We start from the raw sequence: 15047 nt of genomic DNA on the forward strand, positions 1-15047 counted from the left end.
GGCCTTTTTTAATATATCCCGTTCCATCTGCGTTTCACGCAGTTCTTTTTTCAAATTAGCCACCTCTTGCTCAGCTGCGCTGAGGATAACCTTTCCATTCCCAGGAAAACTGCTGCCTTGCTTGCTGGTGAATTCCTTACGCCATCTATATAATAAAGTCACATTGATATCCAGTTCTTTCGCAAGTGCAATTAGATCTGTACGGGTGTTACTCAGTTCAACGCTCATCAGCTTGAACTCCTTCGGGTATGCTTTTCTCTCTCGTGACATAATATTCTGTTAAGATATGTAAATCCTCTTAACTCTGTGTCTACTCAAATATAGCAACTCCATACCCAATAAGAACAAAGTATGGTTGCAATCCAATAAAGAAGGGGAAACTTATGCACCATTCCACCTGAATACTAAAGATACGAAAATAGCGTGGATGGGTTCTATACCTCACAATTGGACAGATCAGACAGATGCGAGAAATGGTGGTAAATATGATAAGTGGCTGGATGTTAAAAAGGCATATAAGCCAACCTACGCACATATGCCATTAACCGTTGGTTATTGTAAAAGGGAAGATTTCCCCTTCTATTATTCATTAGCTGATGCTTTTACGGTATGTGATCAGAATTTCTGCTCTGTAATTGCTGGAACACACCCTAATCGTTATTATTGGATGACGGGCACTGTTCGTGAAGAAAACAGTGCTGCCGGAATGGCCCATCTCTGGAACATTAGTAATTACGATAAGCCAACTTTAAACTGGAAGACCTATCCGGAACGTTTAGAAGAAAATGGAGTGCCGTGGAAGATTTATCAGAATGAATTGACTATGGGGTTTGGTCTGAATGGGGAAGAGAGTGCCTGGTTAAGTAATTTCGGAACAAACGTAATGGAATATTTTGAGCAGTATAATGTTCGGCTGCATCCTGGTGGGATTGAGAATTTGAAAGAGAAGAAAAAGGCTTTGCTTGAGCAGCTTTCTACTGCTCCAACAACAAATCTTACGAAAGAGCAACAGGCTAAAATTGAAGCAGTGAAAAAGTTACTGCTTAAAACAGAGGAAGATGAGAAAAAATACACCATGGCAGCACATGATGCCTTATCGGAAACTTCGAAAAATCTGAATGCTAAAGCTTTTGGTATCAATTCCAACGATCCTGATTTCCATAGCCTCAGTCCGTTAGCGTATGAAGAAAACGGAGTTAAAAGAGAGTTGAATATTCCCAAGGGGGATGTACTGCATCAATTCAGACAGGACGTGGATGCAGATACATTGCCTACGGTATCCTGGTTAATGACGCCTGCTAATTTCTCAGATCATCCTGGCGTACCCTGGTTCGGATCATGGTTTGTGAGTGAAGTAATGGAGATCCTGACTAAAAACCCTGAGATCTGGAAAAAAACGATCTTCATCCTGACTTATGATGAGAATGATGGTTATTTTGACCATGTACCTCCATTTGTGCCACCGCATCCTTTTAAAGAACATGCAGGAAAAGTCTCTGAAGGACTGGATACAAAGCTTGATTTCGCAGAGAAATCTCAGCAAACAAATCCTTCGATGAAAGAAAGTAATATCAGAGAAAGTCAGATTGGCCTGGGTTACCGTGTACCTATGGTTATTGTTTCCCCATGGACACGAGGAGGTTATGTATGTTCAGAGGTGTTTGATCATACTTCTTCTCTCCAGTTTCTGGAGACTTTTATCGAGAAAAAACTGAATAAGAAAATCATTGAAGAAAATATTACTCCATGGAGAAGAACAATATGTGGTGATCTTACTTCTGCTTTCAGACCTTATAATGGAGAAAAAGTTGAAAAACCACAGCTTCTGGAAAAGATTCCATTTATGGAAAAGGTCTATTCCAGCAAATTCAAAGAGGTTCCGGACAATTACAAAAAGCTTACTGTTGAAGAGATTGCACAGATCAATACCGATCCCCTTACCTCTCCTTATTTCCCCAAGCAGGAAAAGGGAACCCGGTCTGCTTGTGCTTTACCTTATGAGCTCTATGTAAATGGAGAATTGAAAGACGGAAAATTCATAATCAGTTTTAATGCTTCAAATAAATATGCCGGTAAAAAAGCAGCAGGATCTCCTTTTACTGTTTATAGTCTGAATCCTTATCAGGATGAAGTTTTGAGAGTATGGGATTATACCGTCTCAGCTGGTGATACTTTACAGGACGAATGGCAGCTGGAAAATTTCGCTGATGAACAATATCATTTAAAAGTATATGGTCCGAATGGTTTTTTCAGAGAGTTTATGGGTGAGCATAAAAATCCGGAAGTTAAGGTACAATGCCGCTATGAGCAGGACAACAAAAATCCGCTACGCTTAAGCGGAAACGTTATTGTCACCGTAACCAATACCGGGAGCACTTTACAGGAAATGGAAATTAAAGATGAGAGTTATAAAACCGGTGTTAAATTATTAAGGGTGAATCCTAAAAGCAAAGCAAGCATTATTTTAGACCTGGGCAAAAATTATAATTGGTATGATTTCAGTGTGCGCGCCAAAGTAGGTAGCAACTTTATGGAAAGGTTTGCCGGACGTGTAGAGACAGGCTCCATCACGAAGACTGATCCTTTAATGGGCCAGGTAGTTTAAAAATGGATAAACTACTTTTCTTTTTCTTTTTTCTTATCCCGGTAACGGTCCTTTCTCAAACGACTAAAACCAGTTTATCTGGAAAGGTGGTTAATGAAGCCGGACAACCTGTGATTGGGGCTTCACTTTTAATTAAACATATTCCCACAGGGACAGTTTATGGTTGTCCAACCAACGAGGCTGGAATGTATTTCATTCCGGATCTTAAGCCCGGAGGGCCTTATCAAATAGAATTAAGTAGTTTAGGCTATAAAAAACATCAGGAAACTGATGTTTTTTATAAGCTTGACGAACCTCAGGTACATCATATTATTCTTCATAGTATGATCAATTCACTAGAAGAAATAACCATAACTTCTTCAAAATCAGACTTGACCAAAAAAAAAGGAAGGAATAATTCAGCTTATCATACTGACCATCAAGAGATTATATTATTACCGTCCATTAAAAGAAGTGTAAGTGATTTCATTAAACTGAATCCTTTAGCTTTTGGGTCTGCAATAGCCGGAGGTAATTACCGTCAGAATTTCATTACCATCGACGGGTCTGAATTCAACAACAATTTCGGTGTAGGCGATAATCTGCCAGGAAACGGGGCCCAGCCGGTTGCTCTTGATGCTATCGCTGAAATCTCTGTAAATGTTGCGCCTTATAATTCATTATGGGAATCTGGTTTTATCGGCAGTGCTGTCAATATGATCAGCAGATCGGGAAGTAACCGCACAGCAGGTTCAGTATATAGTTATTTTAGAAATCAAGACAATTTTGGTCATCGTATTGGGGAGGTTAAAATAGCCAGTACCCCGTTACAATATAATCTGCATGGTTTCAGAATTGGCGGCCCACTTTTAACTGATAAGCTATTCTATTTTTTAAGCGTTGAAAAAGAACAGGAAAATTATCAGCCTCAAGTATTCCAGGCAGCGACCCCAACTCATCCTTACGGAAGCTCTCCAAATATTACCCGGCCGTCTGTTACAGAACTTGACCAGATTAGTAATTACCTTTTATCAAATTACGGTTATGTTACCGGTCCGTATCAAGGCTATTCTTTTGAAAATAAAAGCACCAGAATACTTGTAAAATTAGACTGGAACATCGCAAAAAACAACACTTTCAGTATCCGTTACAATCAGCTGAGCAGCAGTAAACCAGAGTTAATGAATGGCTCAAGAAGTCCGCTTACTCCCTATTCCTTAACTTTCGGCAGAAGGACTGATAATGCGCTTCATTTCAGCAATTCCAATTTTACTACACAATCTGATTTTTATTCCTTATCCGCAGAATGGAACAGCAGGCTGAATAAAAAGCTGACCAATACGATGCGCAGCTCTTATACCCGTCAATACGAGCCCCGGAGTTCCAATAGTCAGCGCTTTCCTTTTGTTGATATTCTGAAGGATGGAATCCCATTTACGTCTTTTGGTTATGAGCCTTATACTTATGCTAATAAAAGAGATGTCAATGTAATCTCTTTCAGCGACCACATTCATTATGCTGCGCATAAAAACACCTGGATAGCGGGTGTGCAACTTGATTACAGCAGAACCAAAAATAGCTATGTTCCGTTTAGCACAGGTTATTACACCTATGCTTCATGGGAGGATTTTACTAGTGGTAATCAACCTATGGATTATGCGGAGACTACTGCACTGAATAGCCAGCAAACTCCAGAATATAGCTTTGATTATTTAAATGCTTCTGTTTTTATTCAGCAAACAAAACTTGTTGGTGAAAGACTGTTTATCACAGCAGGGCTAAGGGCAGACCTCCCCTTTTTTCCACAGATTTTACCAGAAAACAGCGTATTGGCAAAACTTACATTTTCAGAAAACCTGCATTTAAATACATCCTTATTACCAAAACCGGGTCTTCTCTTTGCACCCAGGTTTTCATTTTCTTACGAGCTGACTGCTAACCAGACTATCCGGTTAAGAGGTGGTTCTGGTATATTTACGGGTAGAATCCCTTTTGTATGGATTATTAGCCAGGCCAGGTATTCGGGAATGTATCAACTCACTCAGACCTGGCAGGGTACCCAAAATACACCCGGTATTTTCCAGCCGACCCCATACTTGCAAACTGATGTTTCACCAAATGGTATACTTCCATCTATTGTGAGTGTATTGTCACGAGATTTTAAAATGCCCCAAAGCTGGAAGTCCAGTATAGCGCTGGAACTTAATCTGCCAGCAGGATTTACAGGAACGTTGGAAGCATTATTGAATAAGGATATCAGGGGAATTTTATTCAGGGACGTTAATCTGGTTGACCCAGTACCTTTGAATATTGCCGGTTATCCGGATAACCGATTCGTATATCCAGCCAATAATTCCGATAAGTTTATTAATCCATTAAATAACAAAGGGCAGCCTGATCCAAATGGAACTTCTCCTTTAAATGCCGTTTATGTATACAATTCATCAAAGGGGTACTATTTTTCTGCTATAGCACAAGTACAAAAAAGAATAGGTACAACACTTAATTTTTCTTTAGCCTATAGTAAAAGTTCAGCTAAAAACTACAATGACGGAGATGGCGATCAGACCCTTTCTGCATTGAATGCAACAGCATCTGTTAACGGAATTAATCAGCTTAGTTTAGGATATGCCTCCTATGTTGTGCCTGATAGAGTTATTTCTACCTTTACGTTTACTAAACAATACGCTAAGAATTTAAAATTTAGCATTGGAATGGTTTATCAAGGCTCCAACGAGGGCCGTTTTTCCTATACCTATTCAAAGGATTTTGTAAGAGATGGTACCAACAAATCCCTGATTTATATTCCGTCTGGTCCTTCAGCAATACAGTTCGCACCATTAACTGTATTGTTGGATAATGTAGCAAAAACCTATAGTCCGGCAGAACAGAGTGCTGCATTTTTCTATTATATCGATCAGGATAACTATCTGAAAAATAGAAAAGGAAAATATGCTGAACGAAATGGTGCTTTACTACCCTGGAGACATCAGTTTGACTTAAGACTTTCTCATGAATTCATGATTGGCTTAAAGGGTAATCAGAATACATTGCAATTAAGTTTGGATATTCTAAATATCGGAAACCTGATCAACGCTGGCTCTGGTTTAAAAAAAATAGTCAATGCAAGTTCTCTTCTGGCCCCTGCTAATCTTGATATGATCTCATCTGGCGGTACAACGTTACCAACATTTCAAATGGCGACTATCGGCGGGAAATTGGTTACTGATTCATTCAGAAATGATTACAGTACTAACTCAACTTATCAAATGCAGTTTGGTGTCCGGTATTTATTCAATTGATCATGATTTTGGGTCAAATGACCGATGTATTCTTTCATTTACTAACGATCTTTAATATATAGTTATTCACCATAAAGAAAGGAGAACAATGACAAAAAGTATAGCATTATTAATAACGGATTACGCATCCGTTGAGGATTAAAATCCTCTATTATGATTATATGATGATTAAAATTATCAAGATGGAACTTATCAATTTAAAAAAGTCAATTCGTTTAGCAAAAAGAGTAAAAGAATCTATTGCCTTTATCATTACTTTGATTTGCATTTTCTTATTTCTGACTGCTGGATACAGTAAGTTCACAGATCACGAAAGGTTTGAATTTGGCCTGGCAAATATAGCTCTAATAGGTTCCTCTGCGAGGACTATTTCATGGATAGTACCGATTATTGAAATAGCTATATCGCTACTGTTGATTGTGCCTAAAACGAATATAAAAGGGCTTTATGCTTTTACAGGTACTATGATTGTCTTTACCATTTATATACTTAGTATGTTTCTGTGGGCCAAAGAACTTCCATGTCAGTGTAATTTGATCATTAAAAATCTCAGCTGGGCTGGACATATATGGTTTAATTTAATAATCATCGGGCTGTCCGTTTTAGCTATTAAAATTAATAAGACAAATGTTAAATCTTAACCTTACAAAAAATGAAAAATCTTCAAAAATTAGCAATTGCACTTATGGTAGGTGTAATAGCCATTGGATTCAGTGCATTCACAAATAGTACGCCAAATGCGAACGGAAAATATGCAGGTACTTATTGGTTAAAACCTGCATTTACACCGCAAAACTGGAATAGTGCAATCGACCAGGATCTATCGCATTATCAATTAGTTCCTAATTCTTACCGATGTATAGAATCTGCGAAAGTTTGTACCTATTCTATTGATGAAGATGGAATGGTAGCTCAATTGGCAGAAGGATCATTTCAATAAGTATAAAAGGATGGCCAAAATTTGGCCATCCTTTTATTGATTTAACAAATAATTGAGAACTGGTTACTTCAATAACGCTTTAATCAGACGAATCAATTTTTCCCGATCAATCTCAGGTCTTGGAGGATCTTTTGAAACCAGCTTTCCATTAGTATCAATTAACAAAAGCGAAGGATAGGCATTTTCAGGATTATACAGTTTAACAAAATCATTGTTCGAACCTGTTTCCCCACAATATAAAGTTACAGTTCCGGGTGAAGAATAGTATTTACCTGCCCACGGGTTTAGTTCACTTTTTGCCGCATTTTTAGTAAGGCTTTGCATCCATTTTAATTTGTTCTTATCTACTGAGATACTCAAAAACACAATATTCTCACCTATTAATTGTTTATGTATTGAATTTATAGCCTGATTACTTTTAATACAGGCCCCGCAACCAGAATACCATAAATCAATAAGTACAACTTTTCCTTTAAAGTCGGAAATATGGACATCATTGTCGAGCAAGTCTTTAAATGTATAATCCATTACTTCTAAGGAGTCCTTATGTTTTACGCTATCATTTCCTGATAAACTGATACCACTTGGATTCGAGTACGAAATCAAGGCAATAAAGCCAAGACACAGCGTACATATTGTCATTTTAATCTTCATCATCTTAGTTTTCATGTTAACGATCATTTTGTTTAATTCCTGAAAGCGAAATCACATCTGGCGGAATGGGAAGCGCATATTTTGGGTCATTTGGCGGCAAAGTATAAACTTGCCCATTTAAAGATCTTTTCAATAGGATATTGTATCCTTCCTTATTGAGCCTGCGGATATCATTCCACCTCAACCCTCTCATCACTAACTCTTTTCGCCTTTCCAATAATATCTTATTCAAAGCATCGGCAGGGTTTGAAGTTGTAAACAATTGATATTTCCCTGTAGAATAACGGGTCAGTAGTAATTTGTTTAAGTCCTCCAATCCAGCATGAATATTTCCATTGCGTACTGAACATTCTGCCCTGGTCAAGAAAAGCTCATCGGTAGTTAGTCCATTTGAATTAAGGCTATTACTGGAATACGTTCCTTTCTTATTGATAAACCCGGCATTATTTTGAAAATATAGAAACTTGCGTAAGTCATCTGGTTCGTAGGCTTTATATAAAGTGGTGTCAATAGAATAATTAATGGAATTGGACACATATATAATCGGGTTATTGTCAACCAAATAATTTTGATAAATAACTTCTGCGTTATCATACAAAAAGGGAGTTGAAGAGGCCGTATCCAGGGTATTGTAGTCCATTAAAGCACTTGTTAGATTTAATGCACTATCCGCATACAATCCTGATTGTTTATAATCCCTCATAGTTAAAAATATGCGGGATAGAAATGCAAATGCAGCCGCTTTTGAAGACCTGTTACCGTTTTTCACAGACGTTGGCAAACTGAGCAAGGCTTTAGCCTGAATAGCGTCGTCAAGAATCTGATGATAGGTTTCCCTGAGTGATGCCCGGGTTGTAGGGCTATTGATGTCAGCGGTCAACCTTAGGGGAATGCCCGGATCAGTATCGTAGGTCTTAGTATCATAAGGTACTGCGAAGATTTGAACCAGATCAAAGAAAGACCACGCCCTTAAAAATAAGGCATTCCCTTTTATATTATTGTAGTCTATTTCATTTGATGAATTTTTAACGATTTTATTTAATTGCTCCAAAACCACATTTGCATATAAAACCTGCCCGTAAGGCTTATTCCACTCCACAACATTTGTTTTTCCAGCCCATATTTCTTTAGCCCAGATATAAGCATTTGCATCCTTTGGAGAATACTGGTTTTGCCATTCTTCAAAGGTCATGTAGTAATCATCTGCAGATTCCTCACCAATTGCAGGGCTGCGGTTTAAAACAGCCGTATTATCCAGCAATAATCGCATGTCTGCCAGCGTGGTGGGTATATTGAGGTTTGTTGCTGGTTTTTTATCCAAAAAATCCTTTTTACAACTTATAGTAAACAAACTGGCCATGATCAGCAGTACACAGCTTACTTTTCTTATATTCTTCATCATCCTATTTTTTATTTAAAATTTCGCTCTGACACCTATTGAATAAGTACGGGGATTCGGATAGATCATCGCACCATTAGGCACATAATCCGGGTCCAGGCCAGCTTTATTAGCCTTCCATAAAATTCCAACATTGCTGATATACCCATATAAACTAAGGCTGCCCACTGGTAACCCGGAAAATTTCCCTTTAGTGAATTCATAGTTTAAACTGATATCCTGAAGCCTGATATGGTCTCCTTTTTCAACCAGAATGTCTGAGTATTTATAAATTTGATCTCTTACGGCATCTGCGGGATAACTTAACGCTGGAATTTGAGTCAGCTTTTCATCCCCTGCTTTTTGCCAGCGGCCGGCATATTCAGCATCAGGAAAGTATAACTGCCCGGTAAAAACATCGCTTGAATTCAACGATGGCCGGCGGAAATAATATCCAAGCTTATAAATAATATTTGCAGAAAGCGTAAATCCTTTATAACTAAACTCGTTTCTTAAACTGCCAAATGTTGTTGGATTTGCAGGGCCTGAATACTGTAAATTAGAAAGGTCGGCCGAGTTGTATATAGCACTGTATTTTTTGCTGACCTCATTATTGTAATAGACCTGCGGGTCACCTTTGGTATCCAATCCTGCCCACTTGAAACTATATAAACTATACAGCGGGTTCCCTTCTACCGGGTTCAAACCTGAGGAAACTGCACTGCTAACCGAAGCAGATTTCAGCAGATACTTAGTCACTTTATTCGTAGAATAGCTAAACAACAGTGTCGTATTCCAGCCAAAAGCTCCCTCAATATTCCTGGAGTTCAAAGATATATCTATACCATGCCCCTGCATATTTGCAGAATTACCTTTGAATATGGACACGCCTACAGTCGGATCAACATTACTTGTGCCTATTAAATCGCTACCCTTCTTAAGGTAATACTCGATCGTTCCGCTTAAAACTTTCTTCAAAGAGAAATCCAACCCAAAATTGGTTGTATTTACTTTTTCCCACCTCAGCAGTGGGTTGGGCGGGTTGGTCAAGGTGGAATAAGGCTGATTATAAGCGTTACCGGAACCTGCAATAGCAGTAATCGATGAGGACAGGGTATTGTCAACGTTTCCATTATACCCATTGGTTACTCTTAACCTGACATAGGGCAACCAGTTTAAGTGATAAAAAAGCTCTTTATTGATTTCCCAGCTTCCACCAACAGACCATAAGGGAACACCTTTTTGATTTGTATTGACCCCAAAAATGTTGGATTCATCTTTTCTGCCACTCGCAGAAAGAATGTACCTGTTTTTAAAGGTGTAAGAAAAATTGGCAAAGTAAGAGATGAACCTGTTTACCGTACCAGTCTGTGATGCATTTTGCGCGATTCGCCCAGTGCCAGAACTATAGAAATACTTATAGTAAGGCGTATAGTCTATCAAAGCCACGTTACCTAAATCATCATAGCCATATAACCTGGAATTTTTGTAAGTTGCATTGATATCCCTGATTTCATATCCCGCTAAAGCCGATAATCCATGCTTATCATTCCACTGATGGGCATAATTCAATTGCCCCCGGAAGTTTTGGGAAGAAAAGGTTTTATTGAGATCGTCCAGTATTCCCCCTATTGGAACCGGCATGGTATAAATACCTGTTGGTTTATTGTACTGGGTAAACTGGTTGATATAGTCCCTGGCATAGTAACTATCCTGATTATACAGGTTACTTTGAACTGAATTCCCTTCATCATACTGGTATTGAAGTGAAGCATCAAAACCACTAAAAATGGTATAACGCAATTGCATATTGTACCTGTATTCCGTCAACCTGGTTGTATTGTCATTGTTTCCAAGTTCATCTAAGGGACGGTAATGCCAATCCAAAAGGTTTTCACGCCCGGCAGTATCAATATAACCTTGCCTGTACTGATAAGGTACACTTAGATTATTCCCACTTTCATCCTTTAATTTTAGGTATGGATAAAGCAGGTTTCCCGGACTTACACCATTGTTACTTGTCTTTTCTTTGGTAAAGTATACTGAATTTGTCCACTGGATTTTTTTGTTCAGAAAAGTATAGGTATCAGAAGCATTAATTGTGATCCGGTTAAAGTCATTACCTTTAAGATTGCTTAAATCTTTATTAAAACCAGTGCTGAAATAATAAAGGTTATTATTCCCCCCTCCCCTAATTCCCAGTGAATATTGCTGGTTAACGGACCGCTGGTACAAATAAGCTGACTGCTCGCTGCGGGTGTCCTGCCCTTTATATTGATTGATGAGCTTTGCAGAATCTGCGGATGAAATCAGTTTATTTCTTCTATTTACCAGAATATCTACTACAGGTGAGAGTACCGGGTGGCTGGATCTGCTAATTGCTGAGTTATAGTATCCCTTTTGAAATAAAAAGTGTTCAACATCAATATAGTTTTCAGAACTCAGCCTGGGCGTATAAAAGAGATTGGGCTTCTCTCCTATGGTAATACTGGTATTCAGTTCTATAGTTGGAGCCTGATTGTATTTACCCTTTTTTGAGGTGATCACAATTACCCCGTTCCCAGAAAATGCACCCCAGATAGATGCGGCAGCAGCATCCTTTAAAACAGTTATAGATTCTATGTCGTTAGGATTGATGGAAGATAAGTCACCTGTATAGGGGAAATTATCGACTACAATCAATGGATTTGGATTCGCATATATAGTACTTCTCCCTCGTATTGAAATGGATGATTGATTGCTATTATTGCCTACGTTGATATTTTTATTAAAGATTAGTCCGCTGGTAACCCCGGCTAAGCGATCAAGTATATTCGTGGTTACGCTCCTGTTCAATAGTTTATTGTCTATTTGGACAAAACTCCCGGTTGCTCTTTCTTTTGGAATACTCTGGTAGCCGGTACTTACAATTTCCACTTCATTTAAGCGATTATTGTCTGTTTGTATAGTGATAGTTCCTAAATCTCCATCCTGGATATTTGTTATCTCCGCTGGTTTATAACCTACCCCGGTAATTGTTATTGTAGCACCTCTTGCAACTTTGCTCAATATAAAAACACCCTGTCTATCCGTAAGAAAATGAGTCTTTGTATTTTTTATGGACACGTTAAGCCCAGGAATTGGCAGTCCATTTTCGTCTATTATTTTACCCTTTAAATTCTGAATGGTAACCTGGGCTAAAGCAGTAAAATTTAGACAAAGCGCTGCTATTACGATGTATATCGTTATTTTTTTCATTTCTAATAGTCTAGTTGATTAAGAAAATTTTAAAGATGTATTCGCATTATTGCCCTGCTAAACCGGTGGTTTAACAATGGTTTCAAATGGTGTTTTCTGAAACCTGTATTTCTTCCAATAAAGGAATTTGATCACGTTCATACTGTTTCTAATTTGAGTTAGTTAATTTGGATTGGTTTGTATTGATAAAACAAAGCAAGGCGGCACTACCAGAACCTCCGCTCATTAGGCCGCCCGCTTTGTGATAATGTTGATTAACAATATATTTAAAAAACCAGATCAATATCAATTCTTATCAGAATGGACTGATCGGCTGTCAAAAGTATTTAGGCTATGATTTTTAGGTTTTCTGTGCATACAGGATGCATCACGACAATTGTCGGAAGGAAGGATAAATAAATCTTAATATTTCTCTGATGAAATATCTATTAAACTATAGTGTAAATATATAATTCTGAATCCAGAATAACAACTATTTCATTAACAATGAAGACAGATTTATATCTCTTTTTGATTTATGACGAAAGAGAATGAGCATCACAGTGCTGAAGTGGTGGGGAAACAACTTACTTCTTTACTCGATCAGACGGGCATTAATGTAACTGGATTGGCCAGTGCAACAGAGATTTCTGTAAATCATCTTCGAACAATAAAAAATGGAAAGGCCTCTATTTCAAGTAAAACTGCAGGAAAAATAGCAATTTTTTTTGGGGTAGAAATTGATGTGATCTTCTCAACTAAACTCTTTAAGCTGAAAAAATGGGAGACGATAGAAACTATCAAAAAATTTTTCGCAGAAAATGTCAACAATCCTCAATTCTTTGTCGCCAGACAAGGAGAGGAAAGTGTAGCTTATTTCATAAAAAAAGAATTAATTCCTACAATGTTCTTTGCTGAACAGAGAGAAGTTAATTATGTCAGAAAATATATAAAAAAAGAATATAAACGAGATTTCAGCAGCAAAGAAATCTCCAGACAGCTGAACAGGTTAACAGATTCAGGTGTCCTGACTAAAGAAGACAAGACAGGAAATAAAAGTATCTACTTATATAAGATCAAATCATAAGAATCAGATACGCATTTAATTAATGGTGAAATTTAACCGCTAATCTGATTTCTTCATCTGGATTAGCTTCACTCCTCCTCCATTTTGGGCCATCAGCTACAATTTTAAATGCCTTTTGGTTAAGATCATCATTCAACCCTTTCAGAATCTTAATAGACACAGGTCTGCCATTTTCATTGATCATAAAAGTCAGCTTGACATTTCCGTTGATATCATCTGTTTGGACTTTTCCATTCTCTTTAAGATATTGATTATATGCCTTCCAGCCAATTTCTGGCTGTGCTTTTCCTGATTTAGCATTGCGCCCCAGAGCTGTCACAACAACTTCGCTTAAAGCTGAATAATCTGGTTCAAGGATTATACTTAAATGCCCAATCGAATCTGCTTTAACTTGCTGACGGCTATAACCAATTGCGATTACTTCTATAACAGACTTCTTTGATGGCAAAGCAATGCTAAATCTACCTTGGGCATCTGTTAAAGTCTCCACGCTTTTATTTTCCTTCAATCTTACTGTAACGCCGGGTAATGGAGAGTTGTATTCTTTATCATTCACAACTCCAGTAATCACCATTGTTGAAATATACCTGTCTTTTCCAATTTGTATACCAGCAACCTTTCCACTCAAATTCCGGTGCAAGGTATCAGATACAATCGTTTGAACGGCCATTGCTACACTCTTTTTGGCCGCGAGAGGATATCCCATAACTACTACTTCAGCCAAAGTACCCGCATTTACAGTGCTACTATCTTTTAATGACATAGTTGATGCTGTGAGCGCCCCGTTTAAAGAAACCTGAGCATCACCGGCAGTTGGAAGTTTACCAGAAATACGCTTTCTTTTTCTGGCTGATTTAGCCAAACTAAATTTGTTCACAGCAAGATCACCAGCAGGAACAGCTGGTTTTGTTTCCGAAAGTACACCTGGCACCTTAACTTTGTTCACCACTTCGGGAGACACTTTCTGTTGAACGACCGCATTCTTTTGAATTTGCATTTGATTTTTCTCAGCTGTTCTAAAGAACCATAATCCCGTCAATGAAAATGCAAAGAACAGAGATGCCACAGCAGACCATGTTTTCCAAGTAAATAACTTCATGCTGCTGCCTGATTTGACACGTTTTTTTATGCGGATACTAATTTCATGCAAGTTAGCTTTATCAGTTTCTTTCTTCCCATTTTCCATCCCAAGCATTACATCCATCAATATAGGGTCGTCCTGTGCCTGTCTTTCGATTTCATACATAGCACGGGCATCAAGCTCCCCATTCAGGTACTTCTGTAATAACGATATGCCCACTTTATTCTTCTCCACGATTTTTATCCATGCAAATTTTTAAATTCCTTTTTCCATTCTGGATATAACTCTTAACATCATTTAATCTGTAACCTGTAAAATCGACGATCTCTTTATAACACTTTTCTCTAAGAAAAAATAAGTCTACACTCCGTTTTTGCTTTTCAGGAAGCTTCTCCAAACACAGTTCAAGCTGCGTCAATTTCCCTTCCTTATTTTCCTGCTCGTCCTGATGCATTAATGGCGTAAATTCCACAATACTCTCAAAATCTACGTATTGAACGTGCTTTTTAGAACGTAGCTGCATCAAACAATAATTCCTGCTCAACACATAAAGCCAGCTTGCAAATTGTCTGATTTCCTGCTTTTTCACTTTAACGATGAGTTCTTCAAAAATACCCATTACTGCATCTTTACTTTTCTCACTGTCCTGAAGGTATTTCAGGCAGACATAATATACCATAGTAGAATGGCCATCAAACAGCTCCCCCAGTGCGGATAGATCCCCTGTTTTCAGATAACGCTTTAATAATTCTGCATCCTCTACAGGATCTGATTTACTGGAGTTCTTAAACCAATTCATTTACCC

At 38.0% G+C, this 15047-nt stretch carries 11 protein-coding genes; 5 read left to right on the forward strand and 6 right to left on the reverse strand.

All coding sequences use genetic code 11. The annotated features are described in order from the left end of the window. The coding region (locus tag LY11_RS14330) for a transposase (RefSeq protein ID WP_146610836.1) at positions 1 to 270 on the reverse strand (270 nt) is incomplete at its 3' end. A 61-nt stretch (positions 271 to 331) separates the two neighbouring features. On the opposite strand from LY11_RS14330, the gene LY11_RS14335 reads away from it, so the two are divergent. The 4 genes from LY11_RS14335 to LY11_RS14350 all read left to right on the forward strand — a co-directional run bounded on the left by LY11_RS14335 (position 332) and on the right by LY11_RS14350 (position 6826). Next, on the forward strand, positions 332 to 2605 hold the full coding sequence (locus LY11_RS14335; RefSeq protein ID WP_262510929.1) for a phosphocholine-specific phospholipase C: 2274 nt from the start codon (positions 332 to 334) through the stop codon (positions 2603 to 2605). A gap of 2 nt (positions 2606 to 2607) precedes the next feature. Beyond that, on the forward strand, positions 2608 to 5886 hold the full coding sequence (locus LY11_RS14340; RefSeq protein ID WP_111634357.1) for a TonB-dependent receptor: 3279 nt from the start codon (positions 2608 to 2610) through the stop codon (positions 5884 to 5886). 182 nt (positions 5887 to 6068) lie between these two features. Next, positions 6069 to 6527: a MauE/DoxX family redox-associated membrane protein gene (locus LY11_RS14345; RefSeq protein ID WP_170132689.1), complete on the forward strand. Its 459-nt coding sequence runs from the start codon at positions 6069 to 6071 to the stop codon at positions 6525 to 6527. A gap of 11 nt (positions 6528 to 6538) precedes the next feature. Next, entirely contained in the window at positions 6539 to 6826 is a 288-nt protein-coding gene (locus LY11_RS14350; protein WP_111634359.1) for a hypothetical protein, read from the forward strand. Positions 6827 to 6889: 63 nt separating this feature from the next. Here LY11_RS14350 and LY11_RS14355 read toward each other — a convergent pair whose 3' ends face one another. Genes LY11_RS14355 through LY11_RS14365 form a run of 3 tightly spaced genes read right to left on the reverse strand, consistent with a single transcriptional unit; the run spans position 6890 to position 12095 of the window. Beyond that, positions 6890 to 7483: a TlpA family protein disulfide reductase gene (locus LY11_RS14355; protein WP_170132690.1), complete on the reverse strand. Its 594-nt coding sequence runs from the start codon at positions 7481 to 7483 to the stop codon at positions 6890 to 6892. A 13-nt stretch (positions 7484 to 7496) separates the two neighbouring features. Then, on the reverse strand, positions 7497 to 8882 hold the full coding sequence (locus tag LY11_RS14360) for a RagB/SusD family nutrient uptake outer membrane protein (RefSeq protein ID WP_111634361.1): 1386 nt from the start codon (positions 8880 to 8882) through the stop codon (positions 7497 to 7499). Between the two features lie 12 nt (positions 8883 to 8894). Beyond that, the gene (locus LY11_RS14365) at positions 8895 to 12095 is read right to left on the reverse strand and encodes a SusC/RagA family TonB-linked outer membrane protein (RefSeq protein WP_111634362.1); all 3201 of its coding nucleotides are present in this window, start codon (positions 12093 to 12095) and stop codon (positions 8895 to 8897) included. Positions 12096 to 12612: 517 nt separating this feature from the next. On the opposite strand from LY11_RS14365, the gene LY11_RS14370 reads away from it, so the two are divergent. Next, on the forward strand, positions 12613 to 13161 hold the full coding sequence (locus tag LY11_RS14370; protein WP_111634363.1) for a helix-turn-helix transcriptional regulator: 549 nt from the start codon (positions 12613 to 12615) through the stop codon (positions 13159 to 13161). 19 nt (positions 13162 to 13180) lie between these two features. On the opposite strand, the gene LY11_RS14375 is transcribed toward LY11_RS14370, so the two are convergent. Continuing rightward, on the reverse strand, positions 13181 to 14407 hold the full coding sequence (locus tag LY11_RS14375) for a carboxypeptidase-like regulatory domain-containing protein (RefSeq protein WP_146610848.1): 1227 nt from the start codon (positions 14405 to 14407) through the stop codon (positions 13181 to 13183). A 55-nt stretch (positions 14408 to 14462) separates the two neighbouring features. Beyond that, positions 14463 to 15041: an RNA polymerase sigma factor gene (locus LY11_RS14380; protein ID WP_111634365.1), complete on the reverse strand. Its 579-nt coding sequence runs from the start codon at positions 15039 to 15041 to the stop codon at positions 14463 to 14465. Positions 15042 to 15047 lie beyond the last annotated feature (6 nt).

The sequence above is a fragment of the Pedobacter cryoconitis genome (assembly GCF_003259615.1).
Lineage (GTDB): Bacteria > Bacteroidota > Bacteroidia > Sphingobacteriales > Sphingobacteriaceae > Pedobacter > Pedobacter cryoconitis.